The 17,886-nt window shown below is 47.9% G+C and carries 16 protein-coding genes; 3 read left to right on the top strand and 13 right to left on the bottom strand.

The genetic code is table 11. The features are described from left to right. Positions 1 to 11 precede the first annotated feature (11 nt). From K2G43_RS05530 to K2G43_RS05520, 3 genes are all read right to left on the bottom strand, one after another. Positions 12 to 446 carry a transcriptional repressor gene (locus tag K2G43_RS05530; protein ID WP_300153412.1) on the bottom strand — a complete coding sequence of 145 codons (435 nt, stop codon included), beginning with the start codon at positions 444 to 446 and terminating at the stop codon, positions 12 to 14. 510 nt (positions 447 to 956) lie between these two features. Further along, complete coding sequence (locus K2G43_RS05525; protein ID WP_300153410.1) at positions 957 to 2,270, bottom strand: outer membrane beta-barrel protein; 1,314 nt, start codon at positions 2,268 to 2,270, stop codon at positions 957 to 959. A 12-nt stretch (positions 2,271 to 2,282) separates the two neighbouring features. Then, the gene (locus K2G43_RS05520) at positions 2,283 to 2,831 is read right to left on the bottom strand and encodes a sigma-70 family RNA polymerase sigma factor (protein WP_297644513.1); all 549 of its coding nucleotides are present in this window, start codon (positions 2,829 to 2,831) and stop codon (positions 2,283 to 2,285) included. A gap of 459 nt (positions 2,832 to 3,290) precedes the next feature. On the opposite strand from K2G43_RS05520, the gene K2G43_RS05515 reads away from it, so the two are divergent. Then, entirely contained in the window at positions 3,291 to 4,811 is a 1,521-nt protein-coding gene (locus K2G43_RS05515; RefSeq protein WP_300153408.1) for a Na+/H+ antiporter NhaC family protein, read from the top strand. A gap of 67 nt (positions 4,812 to 4,878) precedes the next feature. After that, positions 4,879 to 6,258 (top strand): S41 family peptidase, encoded by a 1,380-nt coding sequence (locus tag K2G43_RS05510; protein WP_297644516.1) that lies wholly within the window; start codon positions 4,879 to 4,881, stop codon positions 6,256 to 6,258. Between the two features lie 2 nt (positions 6,259 to 6,260). Here the strand turns inward: K2G43_RS05510 and K2G43_RS05505 are convergent, their stop codons facing one another. The 10 genes from K2G43_RS05505 to K2G43_RS05460 all read right to left on the bottom strand — a co-directional run bounded on the left by K2G43_RS05505 (position 6,261) and on the right by K2G43_RS05460 (position 17,212). Continuing rightward, on the bottom strand, positions 6,261 to 7,073 hold the full coding sequence (locus K2G43_RS05505; protein ID WP_300153406.1) for an alpha/beta hydrolase family protein: 813 nt from the start codon (positions 7,071 to 7,073) through the stop codon (positions 6,261 to 6,263). A gap of 301 nt (positions 7,074 to 7,374) precedes the next feature. After that, entirely contained in the window at positions 7,375 to 8,574 is a 1,200-nt protein-coding gene (locus tag K2G43_RS05500) for an ABC transporter permease (RefSeq protein WP_300153404.1), read from the bottom strand. Positions 8,575 to 8,622: 48 nt separating this feature from the next. Then, on the bottom strand, positions 8,623 to 9,267 hold the full coding sequence (locus tag K2G43_RS05495) for an ATP-binding cassette domain-containing protein (protein ID WP_300153402.1): 645 nt from the start codon (positions 9,265 to 9,267) through the stop codon (positions 8,623 to 8,625). A 176-nt stretch (positions 9,268 to 9,443) separates the two neighbouring features. Further along, on the bottom strand, positions 9,444 to 10,997 hold the full coding sequence (locus K2G43_RS05490) for a DUF4836 family protein (RefSeq protein ID WP_300153400.1): 1,554 nt from the start codon (positions 10,995 to 10,997) through the stop codon (positions 9,444 to 9,446). A gap of 24 nt (positions 10,998 to 11,021) precedes the next feature. Beyond that, the gene (locus K2G43_RS05485; protein WP_297643428.1) at positions 11,022 to 11,720 is read right to left on the bottom strand and encodes a 16S rRNA (uracil(1498)-N(3))-methyltransferase; all 699 of its coding nucleotides are present in this window, start codon (positions 11,718 to 11,720) and stop codon (positions 11,022 to 11,024) included. Position 11,721: 1 nt separating this feature from the next. Further along, positions 11,722 to 12,306, bottom strand: coding sequence for a bifunctional nuclease domain-containing protein (locus tag K2G43_RS05480; RefSeq protein WP_297643430.1), 585 nt, complete (start codon positions 12,304 to 12,306; stop codon positions 11,722 to 11,724). Between the two features lie 112 nt (positions 12,307 to 12,418). Continuing rightward, positions 12,419 to 13,675, bottom strand: a complete 1,257-nt coding sequence (locus K2G43_RS05475) for a nucleoside permease (RefSeq protein ID WP_297643432.1) — start codon at positions 13,673 to 13,675, stop codon at positions 12,419 to 12,421. A 152-nt stretch (positions 13,676 to 13,827) separates the two neighbouring features. Beyond that, positions 13,828 to 15,837 (bottom strand): alpha amylase C-terminal domain-containing protein, encoded by a 2,010-nt coding sequence (locus K2G43_RS05470; RefSeq protein WP_300153397.1) that lies wholly within the window; start codon positions 15,835 to 15,837, stop codon positions 13,828 to 13,830. Between the two features lie 61 nt (positions 15,838 to 15,898). Beyond that, positions 15,899 to 16,564: a DUF2461 domain-containing protein gene (locus K2G43_RS05465; protein ID WP_300153395.1), complete on the bottom strand. Its 666-nt coding sequence runs from the start codon at positions 16,562 to 16,564 to the stop codon at positions 15,899 to 15,901. Between the two features lie 198 nt (positions 16,565 to 16,762). Beyond that, the gene (locus K2G43_RS05460; protein WP_297643437.1) at positions 16,763 to 17,212 is read right to left on the bottom strand and encodes a nucleoside deaminase; all 450 of its coding nucleotides are present in this window, start codon (positions 17,210 to 17,212) and stop codon (positions 16,763 to 16,765) included. A gap of 247 nt (positions 17,213 to 17,459) precedes the next feature. On the opposite strand from K2G43_RS05460, the gene K2G43_RS05455 reads away from it, so the two are divergent. Next, on the top strand, positions 17,460 to 17,684 hold the full coding sequence (locus K2G43_RS05455) for a hypothetical protein (protein WP_297643438.1): 225 nt from the start codon (positions 17,460 to 17,462) through the stop codon (positions 17,682 to 17,684). The last annotated feature ends 202 nt before the right edge of the window (positions 17,685 to 17,886 follow it).

The following is a 17,886-nucleotide window of genomic DNA, read 5'->3' as shown; positions in this document are numbered from 1 at the left end:
AATTAATAGAATTAGTTGTTTTTTATCTCATTTAAACGTTCTTCTTCTGTACAATGTTTGCAGATACCTTTGTAATAGTAGTGAACTTCTTGGATATTGTGACCGTTTATTTCCATATCTATTTTTTTCCTGATGTTGCAGTCTTCCTCCACATCGAATATTTTTCCGCAACGTTTGCACAGGAAATGGCTATGCGGTAGGGTATCTGCATCGTAACACGTATTGTGCTCGTCTATTGTCAGCGTTTTGGCGGCTCCTTGTTCACTTAGTAATTTCAAGGTATTATATACCGTCGTTTTTGACAAGGTAGGCATGGCCGGAGACAACGCTGTATAGATTTCATCCACAGTGGGATGCGTGCGATGCTCCATCAGATAATTCATGATGGCTATTCGCTGCACGGAAGGCTTGATGTGGTAGTCTTGCAATCGTTTTACTGCATCCATATTATCCCTGTTTCCAAACTTGTAATTATTACATATTTAATTCTCTTGCAAAGATAAAAACTTCCTGTTATTTTCCAAAGGATTTTAAGGATATTTTTATAGTCAAACAGAAATATCCTGCGAATACTCCTGTTAACTCCCGAATAATTCCTTTTTTCACAATTCAATTCTGTTTGACTATCGAAAAATACACGACTTTCATTTGAAGAAGTGGGAGGGGGGGGAAAGGAGTTGTCAGCCGATACTTTACCTTGTCTGAACAAAACTGTCGATCTTGGATTTCCGACGGAGCGATGACTTCTTTTAATTCCCTATAAAGCCTTTTGCTTGGAATGTAGCAGTTTAATTGCTTTACTTGTTTGAAATTCAATAGCTTGTATGGATGTACCTTGGAGAAGTTGCTCAATTGCATGTCAACGGCCGATGTAGGGCTGCACCGGAGTGCAGCCCTACATCGGCGAGGAATGTTATAAATGTCACGATAGGTGAATCGTCGCCTTTTGATATAAATCAATAAGTCAGTCGTATGCCTGCCTGCAACGTGAAGCTGCAGGGATTCTCTTTGCGTATTGTTTGTACAGACGAGCCGTCATCGAAGAAACGAGATACGCCGGGTTCTATATACAATCCGGTTCTGTCGCTTATGTTGTATTGGGCACCGACAGCTCCCATTACAGAGAGTTGCACCGGCTTCACCGTTTCTTTCTCGGTACCTATCTTGCCATAGACGCATTTTTCGATAGCACCTCCTGTCGAAACATACACCGTGAAGTTCTTTGTATCTACAAAGTTCCAGTTTCCACGTATCGGTATGCCGATATAATGTAGCTTTTGGCTTGTCTTTACGGCGCTTCCCTCATATCTTATGTCTGAAGCAAGGTATGTATATGTCAGTCCGCTTTCTACCGAAAAACCTTTCGGTAAGTTTTTGCGGACAGAGATACCAAAGCTAAGCGGTTGTTTATGGTCGATGTCGGCAATTCGGCTCTCACGGTTTTGTATATATGGCAAGCCGTTTTTGAAGACCAATTCTTGTCCTTCGGGGATCACGACAATGCCATTGGCGTTGGATGGGAGATTTATGTTGTTGCTAATTGAGCTGTTGAACGGGGCATCCTGAAAATCTCCTCCGTTGGTCAACGAAAGTCCTCCCATATTCCCTATAAACAATCCTACCCCTACTCCTTGGGAACCGGATTTGGAAGCAGGCTTGCTTTTGGCGGGAAGATGCAGCTTTTCACGTCCCGACGGGCGATAACGTTCCTTTCGATCGCTGTTTTCCGTTGTCGGTCTTTCCGTTTGCCACTGTTCTTCGGTTGCGTGTCGGCTTTCGTTCCTCTCCTTGTTTTTGGTCTCATCTCTTGTTTCAATTGGCAACGTCTCTGTTTCCGATTTGTTCCCTTCGCCTTCTGTCAGGATGTTGATATGTTGCGACACCAGGGAGTGCCTTGGTGCATGGGGTGTTGCCGGCACTTTTCCGTTCGTTCGGATGACCGGTTCCGCCGGGTTGGTCTGCATGGCGGGCATCACTTGTTCCGGTAGCCTGTCAGGAAGCACCGCCAAAGCCGATGCAGACGTATTCCGCACTTCATCGCCTATATGACTTTGCAGCAACCACAGGCTGACAGATGACACGGCCACCAGCAATACAGCTGAGGCAGCTACTATCCAATGACGGAAAGGTATCATCCGATGCTGTACTGGCATCGGTTTTCCGGTTGCAGACATTTTCTTTTCCAACTGCTCCCATCCGGCAGCGGGTACCGGTTCGGAATAGTCTTCTAACCGGTTCTTTATTTTTTTCAACCACAATTCATCTTCCATACATTCCTTCTTTCAAGCATTTTCTTTTATCCACTCACGTACTTTCGTCGCCAAAGAAGCCTTGGCGCGCGTCAATTGCGAAGCAGAGGATTTTTCATTGATTCCCAATAATCCGGCAATTTCTTTATGGGATTTTTCTTCAAATACATATAAGTTGAATACGGTGCGGTAGCCGGCAGGAAGCTCGCTGATGAACCGCATCAGTACCTTCTCCGGAATAACGTCGATGGAGGAAGCATCCGGTTCTTCGTATGCTTCAGGGACATTCTCCAAAACCGAGGCCTGACTCATCACATCATTTTTCCTTAAATATTGTAGCGCCGTATTCACCATTATGCGTTCCATCCATGCACGCAGGGAGCCTTCTCCCCGCCACGTGAACTTGTCGAAAGAATCGAATAGTTTCAGGAAACCATCGTGCGTCAGGTCTTGAGCCGTTTCCCTGTCGCCTACATAACGAAGGCATACGCAGAGCATACGACCCGCATAGCGTTCGTATAGCTCTTTGCGAGCAAGATTATCTCCTGTTCCACAACGTTCTGCCAGTTCCTGTTCTTCCATTCGTTCTTTTGACACGTGCTTATCTATCAAATGCAACGGTCACAAAAATACTGCATCGGACAGAGACGAAAATCATACTTTTATTTCTTTAACAATATATTTCGCATCATTCGGCTTCAAGAACGTTTTTTTCATAAAATGGAGTTAGAGGAGTTACAAGGAGCTATCAACCGATAAATCGGCTTAGGAGTTAAAGCCGATACTTCAACAACGGTATCATACGCAAGAACATCGGGGCTAACTCCTTTAACTTCTATAAATAAAAAAGAGAGTGAGAAAAGGCTGGCTTTTCGCATTTGTTTCACCGGTTTTGTAGCGGTGTTTTCCACTTCAATGACAGATTGTATGGATTATATATGCAATATATATGCATTAAAGGGCTTCTTTTTTATTTTTCAAGGGTGTATGTTGCATATAGGAAAACTTTAGCGGTATTTTTATGCGATATTTGTTATATCTTTGCGTTACTATTTGGCCTTCGCTTTATACATTATATATACGAAGCGGGTGTACTTTGGAAATATTAAAAGACAATCTGAAATAAAAAAACAGAATAGCATGAAGCCGGAAAAGAAAATACCTTCGCCTTTTGTTTCTCTTCTTCCCATATTCTTTTTGGTGGGAATGTTGTTTGCCACGATTCATACGTTTGGAAGCGATGCCCTCAGCGGTGGCAGCCAGGTATCGCTGCTCACCACCACTTCCCTCTGTATCTTTATCGGCATGGCCTTTTATCATATTCCGTGGAAGGATTACGAGCAGGCCATTACCAACAATATCGCAGGTGTTGCCACAGCCATCATTGTCTTGCTGATTATAGGTGCGCTGAGTGGCGCGTGGATGATAAGCGGAGTGGTTCCCACGCTCATCTACTATGGCATACAGATTATCCATCCCGATTTCTTCCTGACATCCACTTGTGTTATCTGCGCATTGGTATCGGTCATGACCGGCAGTTCCTGGACCACCATAGCCACCATTGGCATCGCCTTGTTGGGTATAGGCAAAGCGCAAGGGTTTGAGGAGGGGTGGATAGCGGGTGCCATCATCTCGGGCGCTTATTTCGGAGACAAGATTTCCCCCTTATCGGACACCACCATATTGGCATCGTCCGTTACCGACACCCCTCTTTTCAGTCACATCCGGTATATGATGATAACCACCGTTCCTTCGTTGCTCATTACCCTTGTCATCTTCACTGTGATGGGGCTCACTTGCGAGACAAGCAGCACGGAACAGATTGCGGAATTTACCACCGCTTTGAGCGCGAAGTTCAATATCACTCTCTGGCTGCTGGCAGTACCCGTTGCCACAGGCATACTCATAGCGCGTAAGGTGCCGGCCATCATCACCCTGTTTCTTTCCACCTTGCTGGCGGGTGTATTCGCGCTTGTTTTTCAGCCCGATTTGTTGCTGGAGATTTCCGGCGAAGAAAAGATATTCAAAGGCATCATGACCACTTTCTATGCCAATACGAACTTGCAGACCGATAACGGCATGCTGACAGAATTGATTGCCACACGAGGCATGACGGGCATGATGAATACCATCTGGCTTATACTCTGCGCCATGTGTTTCGGAGGAGCGATGACCGCCGGCGGCATGTTGGGCAGCATCACTTCATTCTTTGTGCGTTTTATGAAAAGCACCGCCAGTATGGTGGCTTCGACGGTGGGGTCGGGGCTGTTTCTGAATCTGGCAACGGCCGACCAGTATATCAGTATCATCCTTACCGGGAAAATGTTCAGCGAAACATATCGGGCGAAAGGCTACGAAAGCCGTTTGTTGAGCCGTACCACCGAAGATGCTGTCACCGTGACGTCTCCGTTGATTCCGTGGAACACCTGTGGCATGACACAGGCCACCATTCTCGGTGTACCCACGATGACCTACCTTCCCTATTGTTTTTTCAATCTGATTAGTCCGTTGATGAGTATCTTCATTGCCGCCATCGGATATAAAATAGTGCGGAAACGGTGAGATGCGGTGAGGAATTTTATATCATAATTTGTAGCAGATAAACAAGCTATTTCCTATCTTTGCCCCCATGAAAGCAAGAAACATACTAATACTCATTGTGGGGGCGTTGATACTTCCCGCCTGTTTCACTTCCTGTGGAGAGGACCGTTGGAAGGCGTATTCAGAACAGACCAAAACCGACCGTTGGATTGACGATACGATGCGCGTGTGGTATCTTTGGGCTGATGAGATACCTCATACCGATAGATTGAACTATTTTCAGCCTCCGTTCACGTTCTTTGCCTCGCTGAAATCTAAAGAGGACAGGTTTTCTGTCATCGACAGCCTCACCGGAACAGCCGCCGTCCGCAGCATTCCGCAAACAGAGTATAGTTACGGTTTTCAGTTTTCCGTCAACCGGGTGGAAGTGGAAGAGGCGGAGAGTGCTGTCTTCGCGCAAATTCTTTATGTGGCCGATGGAAGTCCCGCTTCGGAAATCGGACTGGAACGTGGAGACTGGCTTTTGCAGATGGACGGGGAGTTCATTACCGAACAGAACTACCAGAGACTGTATGGCGGCGGTGCCATGGAGCTGACAATCGGCCGTTACGATGCGGGCAGCAACTCCATCATCGCTTCTGACAAGCGGCGAATCGCATCGGCATGCCCCATAAACGACAATCCGGTGCACTACAAGCAGGTATATACATTCAATGACAAGCGGATAGGTTATTTAGTTTACAACCATTTCAGTTCCGGTCTCACGGATGATGGTCATGAATATGACGATGACTTACGCAGTGCATTCCGGGATTTCGCTTCACAACAGGTCAACGAGTTTGTTCTCGACCTGCGTTACAACAACGGCGGGCTGGTGAGTTGTGCCGAGTTGATGTGTACGATGCTTGCGCCTTCCGCCGCTCTGGGCCAGGAGCTGGGCTATCTGGAATTCAACAGCCGCTTCCATCCGCAGACAAGAACACTTACCTTGAACTCCGACCTCATCGGGAACGGTGCGAACCTGAACCTGAAGACCCTCTATGTGCTTACAAGCAACCGGACCGCATCCGCTTCCGAAATGGTCATCAACTGCCTCAAACCCTATATGAATGTGGTCGTTATCGGTTCCACCACCGTAGGCAAGAACGTGGGTTCCATCACTTTCTCCAATCCCGAACTGATGATTACCATGAGCCCCATTGTCTGCAAGATATACAATTCGGAAGGGGAATCGGACTACGAAGCGGGATTTGCGCCCACATGTCCGGAATATAACATCAGCGAAACGGGCGACATGGCACGCTTCCTGCCTTTCGGGGATCCGAACGAAGCTTTGCTTTCCACCGCCCTCGGCATCATTAGCGGAAGTATGCAACCGGCCGGAACTGAAAGCAGCCGTCTGCTGAAGGCTACTTCCATTGCCAGCTCCATCGATGCGCGTGCCGGCCGTGCCGTGCGCATCCGTTGAAATCATTTCTTGAAGAATTTGTCGAAGAAGAGGATGTGATAATCTATCGAATTGTTCCAATACGTTCCGGTATGTGCGCCGGGACGGGTCGTAAAGTCGTGGTCTATCTTCCGTTCCAGCAGGCGTTTGTGTAACTCCTTGTTCACTTCCAGGAAGAAGTCGCCCTCGCCGCAGTCGATGGTCAGTGCCAGGTCACCGTTTTCAATCTTGTCCAACTGGTTGATGACCGTATGTTCGTCCCACACCTTCTTGTTGGAGGCGAACTCGCCCAACTGCTCCTTCATGTGCCAATTTTGCGGGAACGGGCGGATGTCCACACCTCCGCTCATGCTGCCTGCCGCGCCGAATAGCTCTTTATGGCGGATGGCAAGCCACAACGCACCGTGTCCGCCCATGCTCAGGCCGCTGATGGCACGCCCTTTTTTTTCGGGAATCGTGGCGTAATGTTCATCCGTATATTTCACCAGCTCCGAAGCGACAAACGTCTCGTAACGGTAGGCGGGATTCTTCGGGCTGTCCCAATACCAACTGTTCTTGCCGTCCGGACAGACAAAGATAATTCCCTTCTCGTCCGCTATTTGCGGCAGTTCCGGTTTCAGCAATATCCAGCTGCGGGCATTGCCGCCATGACCATGCAACAGATAGACCACCGGGCACGCTTTCTTGTCCAGTGCCTTGTCAGGCAACACATAGACTACTTTCACATCCTTGTTCATGGACGGACTTTTTACCCATACCGTATCCACACGTGCTGCCTGCATCGTCGTGGCGAGCAGGCACAGCAACATTACCGATAAGAATTTCTTTCTTTTCATATTTGTGTATCATTTAAGTTTTTAATTGCGGACAATATTACCAATAAATATCGGAAGAGTTTCTTTTTGGGGGGCAATAATTTGATTTTAAGTTCTCATCTTTTCTGTTTGAAGAGACCCGTTGGTGGAATTCAATTCGCAGATTCACTTTTGGATATGTACTAATGCGCTGATAGTCAGGTGTGGAAAGACTGCTTGACAGATACTTGTGTCCAACGCGACAAACACTTGTGTTTGAGACGACAGACACAAGTGTTTGAGAGGACAGACGCAAGTGTCTGTCAAACCGGGGGATATCTTTTCATTCCTTTCTCCAAATCTGCATTATTTTCTTGCGTATTGCCTGCATATTCAGTAGCGATGCGGCAATAAACAGCAGGCAGCCGGTCAGTATGCAAGGCAAGAATGAACCGCCTCCTGAGGACGGAAACAAATTTTGGAGGAGTGCCGTGTAGTAGCTGCGTGCAATGCCTACACCGCCGATGGCAAGAAGCAGGACGAGCAGGTTCAATCCTGTAGTCAAGAGGTAGTAGGGGAGGGCCACCCGGGTGGGGCTGTAGCCTATCAATAGCAGGTTTTCCAGTTTCGTGGTGTTCTTTTGCAGCAGCAGGAATACGCTTAGCATCAGGATGTAGAACGAAAGTAGGCTGATGAACATTCCTACGCCGATGACGATGCCGGTGATGAGGCGCAGGAAGTAGGTCGTTTTTCCGGCATCCAGGTCATCGCCTTCCGTTTCATAATTATTCTGCCGGAAGTAGTCGGCAATGGCGGTGTCTGTCGGGTTCTTCACTTCGACAATGAGACGCGAAGGTTGTGCTTCATCGTCGGGGGCGAAGTTGCGGTTTGCCCAATCCATGAACGATTGAGGGACAAGGATGGTGTTCAGGCGGTTGGAGAAACCTACGATGTTGCCTTTGTATTGCTCCACACGTCCGTTGCCGCGCATGCTGACTTCCATTTGTATCAGGCTCATCACTCCTTCGGATAGTTTGGGCAGGCTTCGGCTTTGCGCGAATCCGAAGTTGTAGAGGTTCAGGTAGTTGCGTGGGATGATGATGGGGATGCTCCCTGTCTCGTTGTCGAAATGCCATTTGTCCAGGTTGACGTCCACATACTTGTCGGGAACAGATTCAAAGAACATTTCCGTGGAGAGGTGGATACCCGCCTTCTCCATGCCCAATCCTGCTGAGACTTTGAAAAGGGTAGGGGTAAAGGCACCCACGCTTTTGACGAACGGTTGCTGTTTCAGTGTTTGTATCTCGTCTTTGGAAAAGGTGTTGCTTTTCCCGGCAAAGCTGCCAAGAGTGCTTATCTTTTTGGTGGCGATGATATACTCTCTCTTCATGAAGCTGTCGCCTTGAGTGAAGATGGGGAGTACATCGCGGTAGAATTGTATGCTCAACAATACAATCATCATGCCGAAAAGATTGGCAAGAAAGAAACCGGTCAATTGGCCGATGCTGATATGCTGGCGGAGAAGTTTCCAAAGAAGACGCATTTGAATGAGGAATTAAGAATTAGAAATGAGGAATTAAGAGTTAAAAGGTTATAGGTTGTAGGTCTCATCGTACGCCAGCTCCAGATGTTTGCCGATGGAGGTCACGATGATGCCGGCACCTTGACGTTCCGCCTCCTCTGTAAGCAGGCGACTCATGAGGAGGCCGTTCCGGTCGTCCAGATGGCTGACAGGTTCGTCCAGAAAGATGAAGTCGAAGGGCTGGCAGAGGCTGCGGATGAAGGCCACCCGTTGCTGTTGTCCGAACGAGAGTTTCCCTACTTTTATGTTTACTTTATCGAGAATGCCGAGGGCTTCGAAAAGGGTGAGAATCTCTTTCTTCTTCTTGAATCCGGTCAGGCGGTTCTTTAGCTCCACGTTCTCCAAGGCGGTCAGTCCGGTGAAGAGGCGCAACTCCTGAAAAAGGATGCTGAGTGAGTGCTTACGTGTCTCTACCCATTCGTGGACGGATAGCGAGCGGATGTTGCGTTCATCGAAGTTGATGATGCCCTGATAGTCGTGACGGTAGCCATAGATATAGCTGCAAAGCGATGACTTGCCGGTGCCGGAAACGGCGTTCAGGAGATAACGCTTCCCTTTGTGCAGGGTGATGTCCTGATGCCAGATGTCAGAAATGATGGTGTCACGGTCGGCAAATACCTGAGGAAGCGTTTGTTGTAAATGGATATGGTTCATTGGTGGTAAGTGATGGGTGGTAGGTGGTAAGGTAGGTGTGTCAAAACATGTGTCTCACTTTCTTTTAGGCACGGAATTACACGGATTTCACAGATTAATCAAGAAGAAAACCGTGTAAATCCGTGTAATCCGTGCCTAAAATCTATCATTATGTCGCTTGATACACCTACCTACTATTACATTCCGGCAAATTCTTTGACGAGATTTGTCAGCAGCTTCAGTGCATTCACGTTCTTTTCTTTCAGGTGCAGGACGAGGGCTGTCTTGTCTCCATCGTTGCTCACCTCCAGGTAAGAGACGCTTTTGGCCAAGGCTATGTAAGGAGTGTATTCATTTCGGGTGTATTCCATCATCATCTTTGTGACGGGCAACTCCATGACCTCTTCCGCATTGATGACGAAAACCGCACGTTTCCCTTTCAGGGTAGAGACGTAATCGGTCTCTTTGGCAGACGGGGAAACGGTTTTGCCGATGTTCTTGTACAGCAGCTCGTCGTTGGTGGCGTACATCTGCTTGTCGCGCACGCCGAAGAACACGTGCAGGCTACGCGACTTGTAAACATACTCGTCTTCGTTGAGCTTCACGATGTCTTCTCCGCGTTTCAGTCCCAGTTCGCTTTTCTTTTCATAGAGGGCTTTCAGAGAATCACCGTTCTTCACGTTGGCATACGCAAGTATGGAGGGGGTGTTGAACATCGTTACATTGATAAGGCCTATGGTAATGTCCTTTTGGAAGTTGCTGAACAGATTCTTTACTTCGGCGGCCCGGGTGATGGAAAACTCGTTGCGGAACTGTTCGTTCTCTTGCAGCATGTTGTAGAACTCCTCTCCCTTCACACCCACGCTGAACAGGGCGATGGTGGATTTGGGGAAATACTTCAAGAAATTGTTCTCCACAGGACAGGTGTTTTTGTCAAGTCTGTCCAGCCATGCTTTCACTTCCGGATTTTCCGTGTAGTTTTCTATCTGCATTTCTATCTTTCCCTTTTCGAAAGAGATGCTTCCCAATCCCATAAAGTCTTTGGTGTCGCTGTTTTTCGGCAGGGCGAAGTCGAACTGCTTGGCATACAGCCCCAAGGTGCTGGAGGGTGAGACGAACATCTTGATTTCTCCGCTTAGCTTCTGCAACTTCTGGAAGGCGCCACTTTGATTGATGCTGTTTTCTGCCGTCTGTTTCAGGATGGCGGTGATGCCTTCTTTTGCTTTTTCAAGCTGTGCGGCCCGTTTATAGTCCACAATCAGCAGGGTGGAGGCGTTGAAGGCAAGTAACGTCTGCTTGTTGATTTGAATAAAGCTGTAGCCGTCGCTTTCTGTGATGGGAGTATCTGAAATCTCTTTCTGAGCTATTTCCAGAAAGCTCCTCAAGTCCTCTTCGTTGTTCACTTTTGCCACTACGGTCTGATAGTCGAAGGTGGGTGCGCTGAAGAGGTAGATGGGTGCGTTTATGTCTATGCCCGATTTGGCGGGATTTTTCATGACGGCTTCCACTTGTTGGTAGGTGGCTGCATTCATGCCGCTTTTCATCGCGTCGGTCAGCTTTGCCAGCGCTTCTTTATTCTCTTTATCATTGATGCCCGCTTTTTCGGCGATAGGCTTCAAGTGGATGGAGACCAACTCGGTAGCATCGGCAGGAATGGCATTGGTATAATCTGCCGTTTCGTGGGAGCAGGAGCATGCAAATGCAACCAGCATTGCCCATACTGAAAGGTGAAGGAATAGACTCTTTTTCATATAACTTTTGTTTTTTAATGAATATCATTGATTTTGTAAATTAAGAATGTGGCACGCTACCAGTGCCGCTGTTTCTGTCCGCAGGCGCGATGGACCTAAGCTGATGGGCACAAACCCTTGTTCGGTGGCCTTTTTGACCTCTTCTTCGCTAAAGTCTCCTTCGGGTCCGATGAGTATCAGGGCATCCTCTCCGGGCTGTACGATGTCCTTCAGCTGTGGCTTCTCGCCCTCGTAGCAGTGGGCTATGAACTTTTGTCCCTGAAAAGGTTGTGCGATAAACTTGTTGAAGTCCGTCATTTCATTCAGTCTGGGCAGACGTGCTTTGAGCGACTGCTTGATGGCGGACACTAGTATTTTGGCGATGCGTTCCGTCTTGATGACTTTTCGTTCCGAAAAACGGCAGTTCAGGAAGGTCAGTTCGTCAAAGCCTATTTCGGTAGCTTTTTCGGCAAACCATTCTGTCCGGTCCATGTTCTTGGTGGGGGCCATGGCAATGTGCAGATGTCCTTTCCACAAAGGTGCTTGCGGCAGTGTCTCCAGTATGTTGACCAGGCAGCGTTTGGGGGTGGCGGTGCTTATCTCGGCACGGTAAAAGTTTCCTTTTCCGTCCGTCAGTGTCACTTCGTCGCCGCTTTGCAACCGCAGTACGCGTACGGCGTGTGCCGCTTCCTCTTCGGGCAGTTCGGCAAGGGTTTGTATGTCGGGGGTGTAGAATACGTGCATATTACAGATTGTTCTTTATTTGGTTGATTTGATCTCTTAGTTGTGCGGCGCGTTCGTAGTTTTCTTCATCTATTGCTTTTTGTAACGCCGTTTTCAGTATCTCTATTGTATCTTCCTGCCACAGCTCGTCCTTGTTCGGGTCGCGGCTCCCCATCGGATCGGTGAAGTTCGCCTCGTTTTTCAGGCATTCGGCATTGAGAATGTCTTCATAGGCAAAGATGGGGGCGTGCATACGCAAAGCCAATGTGATGGCATCACTGGTGCGGGCATCGATGCGCAAGATGGTTTCTTCCACTTTCATATATAGATAGGAGTAGAATATCCCGTTGTCTGCTTTATAAATAAGGACGCGCATCAGTTTCACGCCCAGTATTTCGAGAACGGATGCAAACAGGTTGTGGATCAGCGGACGGGGCGGGACGATACCTCTTATTTCGATGATAATCGCCTGCGCTTCGGTTGCACCTATGATGATCGGGAGTTGTCGTTCGCCTCCTGTTTCTCCTAATACCAAGGCGTAAGTGCCCGCTTGTGCCTGACTATTGGAGATGTTCAGAACTTGAAGCTCTATCTTTTTCTTGTTCATAAGTTTGCATTTAGGAGTTAAAGGAGAGTCACTCCGTTTCGTTAGGGGGAGAAAGCCGATACTCCTTTTGAAAATGCCTGAGCAATCGGCTTTATCTCCTAATACGAACTCTTTAATTCTTTAACTTCTTCTCCGGTTGGTGCTTGTAGCGGAACACAATTCCGAACAATATGCCTATCACCAGCGCATATCCGGCAAAGAGGAACCATATCGGTACCCATTCGCGGCTTATCAATCCTCCCCCTTCGGCATATACAGAGAAAGCATCTACCACGGCACCGCTTGCATACCCGCCAATGATGGCGCCCAGTCCGTTGGTCATCATGAAGAACAGGCCTTGTGCGCTGGCGCGGATGTGGGAGTTCGCTTCCATTTCGGTGTACAGCGAGCCGGACACATTGAAGAAGTCGAACGCCATGCCGTAAACAATCATTGAAAGGATGAGCATCCAGAGTCCGCTACCCGGATTGCCGATGGCAAAGAGGCCGAAGCGGAACACCCATGCGAACATACTGATTAACATCACACGCTTGATGCCGAAATGTTTCAGGAAGAACGGAATGGCGAGGATGAACAGCGTTTCACTCATCTGCGAGATGGAGAGCAGAATGACGGAGTGCCTCACTCCGAACGAATCTGCATATTCCGGTATCGTGGCAAACGAACTCAGGAAAAGGTCGCCGTATGTATTTGTGATTTGCAGGGCTGCTCCCAACAGCATGGAGAATAGGAAAAAGATGGCCATTTGTTTGCGCTTGAGCAATACCAATGCGTCCAGTCCGAAAGCCGACAGCATCGTTTTCCCTTCGCTGCGTGCGGGCGGGCAGGCGGGCAGGCTGAAAGCGTATATGCCCAATATCGCAGCTGAAAAGGCTGCTACGTAGAGTTGTGCGGCGTTTGATTTGAAGCCTGTCAGGTCCACTGCCCACATGGCGCAGATGAAACCTACCGTACCCCATACGCGGATAGGCGGGAAGTCTTTCACCAAATCCATGCCGTGCTTCTCCAGTGCGTTGTAGGAAACGGTGTTGGCAAGGGAGAGGGTTGGCATATAGGCAAGCATGTTGAGCAACATCGCCCAATACATCTGGTGGTAGGTCGTGGCGGTTGAGGCGTATAGCAGGGCACCTGCGCCAATCAGGTGCAATATGCCGTACAGGCGTTCGGCGTTTATCCATTTGTCGGCAATGATGCCGGTCAGTCCGGGCATTATCAGCGACGCGATGCCCATGGTTGCGAAGATGGCGCCTATCTGGCCGCCCTCAAAATGCAATGTGCCGCCCATATAGCCTCCTAATGAAATCAGCCACGCTCCCCAGACAAAGAATTGCAGGAACAGCATGGCGGTAAGTCTGAATTTGATGCTCATAATCTGATTCTATTTAGTTTCAATTCTACTGCCTGTCATGTAAATATGCAGTAAAATCTTGTTGCTACAAGAAAGAGGGGGTATCAAAAACAAGTCGCTTGCTTTCTTTTAGACACACCCTCTTTACTCCTATTTTGATCGTTCTCAATTATTTATTTGGCTTTTCGTAACACAACGGCTGTGCGTGCCGGAATGTAGAGTTTCAGCCATTCTTTCTTTTCTTTTTTGTACAACGGATCGGGCATGGTGAAATGTTTGATGGTGTCATCGGTCAATCCGTTGCCTCCGTAAGCAGGATTGTCCGTATTCAAGATGACTTCGTATGCACCGGCAGGTACCAGGAATCCATAACCTGCGAAAGATTGTTTGGGATTGAAGTTGAATACAAATATCAAGTCCTTACGCATGTAGGCCAAAATCTGGTCACCATCGTTGTGCCATATCTCTTGAACCGGAGTAGCCTGGAATTTCTTTACGCTTTTCATCACTTCCAGCATTGCTGTGTCGAAGTCGCCCAAATAATGGTATGCCAGGTTTTTGTTGTCCACCAGGTTCCATTGACGACGGGCGTATTTGCAAGACCAGCCATTTCCTTCGCGTGGAAAGTCTATCCATTCCGGATGGCCGAATTCATTACCCATGAAGTTCAGGTAACCACCGTTGATGGTGCTGGAAGTCAGCAGACGTATCATTTTGTGGAGGGCTATACCGCGGTGTACGGTGTAATTTTCATCCCCTTTCTGCATGTGCCAGTACATGTCGGCGTCAATCAGGCGGAAGATAATGGTCTTGTCGCCTACCAGGGCCTGGTCGTGGCTTTCGGCGTATGAGATTGTCTTTTCGTCCTTCCGGCGGTTGGTCACTTCCCAGAACAGGCTTGACGGTTTCCAATCCTCATCGATTTTTTCCTTGATGGTTTTAATCCAATAGTCGGGGATATTCATCGCCATGCGATAGTCGAAGCCATATCCGCCGTCTTCGTATTTAGCCGCCAGTCCGGGCATGCCCGATACTTCTTCGGCAATGGTGATGGCTTTGGGGTTGACTTGATGGATAAGTTTGTTGGCAAGAGTCAGGTAGCAGATGGCATTGTCGTCCTGATGTCCGTTGAAGTAGTCATTGTAGTTGCAGAACGCTTCGCCCAGGCCATGGCTGTAATAAAGCATGGAGGTCACGCCGTCAAAGCGGAAACCGTCAAAATGAAACTCTTCCATCCAGAACTTGCAGTTGGACAGCAGGAAGTGGATAACCTCGTTTTTGCCATAGTCGAAGCAGAGTGAATCCCATGCCGGATGCTCGCGGCGTTCGCCGGGATAGAAATACTGGCAAGGGTCGCCGGCAAAGTTGCCCAAACCTTCCACTTCATTTTTTACGGCGTGTGAGTGAACAATGTCCATGATGACGGCAATTCCCATCTTATGGGCTGTGTCAATCAGTTCTTTCAGTTCATCGGGAGTGCCGAAACGGGAGGAAGCTGCGAAGAAACTTGATACATGGTATCCGAAACTGCCGTAATACGGATGCTCCTGAATGGCCATAATCTGTATGCAGTTGTAGCCTTCTTGGGCGATGCGGGGAAGTACCGTCTCCTGAAACTCCCGGTAGCTGCCTACTCTCTCTTCCTGCTGGGCCATCCCGATATGGCATTCATAAATCAACAGGGGATCAGTATTCGGTTTGAAAGTCTTTTTCTTCATTTTGTATGGCTTTTCCGGTGTCCATACTTGCGCACTGAAGATCCGGGTTTGTTTGTCCTGCACAACACGGGTAGCCCACGCCGGAATGCGTTCGCCGCAGCCGCCGTCCCAGTGTATCATCAACTTGTACAAGTCTTCATGCTTGATGGCATCGGCGGGAAGCTTTATTTCCCAATTGCCGTTCGCTTTGCGTTTCAGGCTATATTTCTTTTCTTCTTTCCAGTTGTTGAAGGTTCCAATCAAGAAAATCTGGGTTGCATTGGGTGCCCATTCGCGGAACACCCATCCGTCATTGGTACGGTGTAAACCAAAATAGAGGTATCCCGACGCAAAATCAGAAAGGGTTTGCTTTCCCTTGTTGGTCAACTCTGCTTCTTTTTGTGCAGCATGCTGATGACGTCCGTTGATGGCGTCGGAAAAAGGCTCCAGCCATGGATCATTCTTAATTAAATTCAATGTTTCCATAAGGGTCTGTTTTAGGTATTTAATGATTTTTCTTTCGATATTTTTATGGGTTCATGAGTGATTATTCAAAATCGTCTATCGTGTAGTTCACGAAATCCGCGAAGCGTTTCATCTGCTTGAATATCTCGTCCGTCCGTTCCAGAAAGTCCGGTGCCAGAAAGAAACTGTCCGGTTGATAGCAAGTGACTATATATTCCTTGCATTGCAGGTATTTCAGATAAGGATAGTCCTTGGGGAACCCTTTGGGTGCTGTTTTCAGAAAGTTTTCTCCCACAACGGGGAAGTATTGTCTGAAAGCGGGGTCTTCCACAATGCTGCGATACTCGTCTATGTTGTCATATACGGCTTGCCGCAATGCTCTCAGCAGGGGCGAAGGCGGGCAGAGGCTTCCTCCCGCCAACATGCAGTTGCCCGGTTCCAGATGGACGTAGTAGCCGCAATGGTTCGATTTCTTCCCTTTGGCGTTGATGTAGCCTCCCAGATGTATTTTGTAAGGGGTTTTGTCTTCCGAGAATCGTGTATCGCGATAGATGCGGTAGGTACACTCCTTGGCTTCGATGCCGTGGATGCTTTCGTCGAACATCGAGATGCGGGCGATGATGACTGTAAGCAGGTCTTCAAACTCCTTGCGGGCGGCTTCATATTGTGCCCGGTGTGCGTGGAACCATTCGCGGTTGTTATTGGCAGATAGTTCTTTTAGAAATTGAAATATAATAGGAATATTCATATCACTTTCCATTAGTTTGCCAAAAATACGGATAATATTTCTAACATGCTACAAAGAAGCACAAAAAAAGCACCGATTTGTCACAAACCGATGCTTCCTGTACCTTTTTTAATTAACCTTATATCTAATACCATGAAAAACACATTAATATAACGCGGAATGTATATATTTTGTTCATGCCGATAAGCGGATTATTTGTTAATACTCTATTTTGTCCTCTTTTTCGCTCCACATCCTGAAAGTCCGTATGGCTTCCTCGCCGAGCAGTCTTTCGGCCAGGAGTTTCCTTTTCTCATGTGGCAATGCCAACTCGTCGTAGATGAACGAGTCATCGAAACCAATCTCTTTGGCATCGTTCTTGTCGTTGCCGTAATACACTTTGTCGATGTGTGCCCAATAGATGGCTGCCAGGCACATGGGGCACGGCTCGCAGGAGGTATATATTTCGCATCCGCTCAGGTTGAAGGTCTTCAAACGGCTACAGGCATTGCGGATGGCATTAACTTCGGCATGTGCCGTGGGGTCATGGTCAGCGGTGACGCGGTTCACGCCGGTTGCTATGATTTGGCCTTCTCGGGCAATCACCGCACCAAACGGACCGCCACCGTTGGCGACGTTTTCTTGGGAAAGCTCAATGGCTTTCCTCATCAATTCTAAATTCGATTTGTGATGGCACATGTTTTTATATAAGCGTTTAATTCATAGACGGCATCTTATCATGCCCCTATTTACAAATGTACGTTTTTTCTTGACGTTAACAAAATTGTGTTTGAAAAAGTTTCGGATAAGCCTGAGAAGTCGTACATCCGCCATGACATTTCTTTGGTAAGGCAAAAAGAATTGGCTATTTTTGTGCGCTTGAAATGGCAGTAGATAAGATAAAACTATATAAGATATGAGCGAATATAAATACGATGAAGAGAGCGTTCAGGCGCTGATAGAGTGGGCGAAGAGTACCTCTTTCCCCCAAGAAGCCAGATTGTCCGATGCGGAGAACATTGCCGATGTGAAGCGTTTTGTGCAGGCAAACCTCAGTGACATCAAGATTCATTATCCCGATGAATTCTATCATCCTGCCATCACACGGTTGTATAGACTGAAGGAACTTTTGGAAGGATAGGGAGATTAGGAAAGGAAGGAGGGGGCCTGATGTGTTTTGGCCTCCCAGGCTGTCTGAGAACTTCCGTTATGCTTTCTTTTAGGCACGGAATTCACGGATTTCACAGCTTTTTCTTTGTCCTATCCGTGAAATCCGTGCCTAAAATCATAACAGCATGTAAGCAACAACAAGGTCTTCGGACAACCTCCCCCTTCTTTTACTC

This window comes from Bacteroides sp. (assembly GCF_029057325.1).
Classification (GTDB): domain Bacteria; phylum Bacteroidota; class Bacteroidia; order Bacteroidales; family Bacteroidaceae; genus Bacteroides.
This window is presented reverse-complemented; position numbering and strand designations above follow the sequence as displayed.

Coding starts and splice junctions, on each gene's coding strand:
- K2G43_RS05470 (WP_300153397.1), bottom strand. CDS start 15,837: ATGGAAACATTGAATTTAATTAAGAATGATCCATGGCTGGAGCCTTTT.
- K2G43_RS05495 (WP_300153402.1), bottom strand. CDS start 9,267: ATGAACCATATCCATTTACAACAAACGCTTCCTCAGGTATTTGCCGAC.
- K2G43_RS05465 (WP_300153395.1), bottom strand. CDS start 16,564: ATGAATATTCCTATTATATTTCAATTTCTAAAAGAACTATCTGCCAAT.
- K2G43_RS05485 (WP_297643428.1), bottom strand. CDS start 11,720: ATGCACGTATTCTACACCCCCGACATACAAACCCTTGCCGAACTGCCC.
- K2G43_RS05520 (WP_297644513.1), bottom strand. CDS start 2,831: ATGGAAGAACAGGAACTGGCAGAACGTTGTGGAACAGGAGATAATCTT.
- K2G43_RS05490 (WP_300153400.1), bottom strand. CDS start 10,997: ATGAAAAAGAGTCTATTCCTTCACCTTTCAGTATGGGCAATGCTGGTT.
- K2G43_RS05475 (WP_297643432.1), bottom strand. CDS start 13,675: ATGAGCATCAAATTCAGACTTACCGCCATGCTGTTCCTGCAATTCTTT.
- K2G43_RS05455 (WP_297643438.1), top strand. CDS start 17,460: ATGAGCGAATATAAATACGATGAAGAGAGCGTTCAGGCGCTGATAGAG.
- K2G43_RS05510 (WP_297644516.1), top strand. CDS start 4,879: ATGAAAGCAAGAAACATACTAATACTCATTGTGGGGGCGTTGATACTT.
- K2G43_RS05530 (WP_300153412.1), bottom strand. CDS start 446: ATGGATGCAGTAAAACGATTGCAAGACTACCACATCAAGCCTTCCGTG.
- K2G43_RS05505 (WP_300153406.1), bottom strand. CDS start 7,073: ATGAAAAGAAAGAAATTCTTATCGGTAATGTTGCTGTGCCTGCTCGCC.
- K2G43_RS05525 (WP_300153410.1), bottom strand. CDS start 2,270: ATGGAAGATGAATTGTGGTTGAAAAAAATAAAGAACCGGTTAGAAGAC.
- K2G43_RS05480 (WP_297643430.1), bottom strand. CDS start 12,306: ATGAACAAGAAAAAGATAGAGCTTCAAGTTCTGAACATCTCCAATAGT.
- K2G43_RS05460 (WP_297643437.1), bottom strand. CDS start 17,212: ATGAGGAAAGCCATTGAGCTTTCCCAAGAAAACGTCGCCAACGGTGGC.
- K2G43_RS05500 (WP_300153404.1), bottom strand. CDS start 8,574: ATGCGTCTTCTTTGGAAACTTCTCCGCCAGCATATCAGCATCGGCCAA.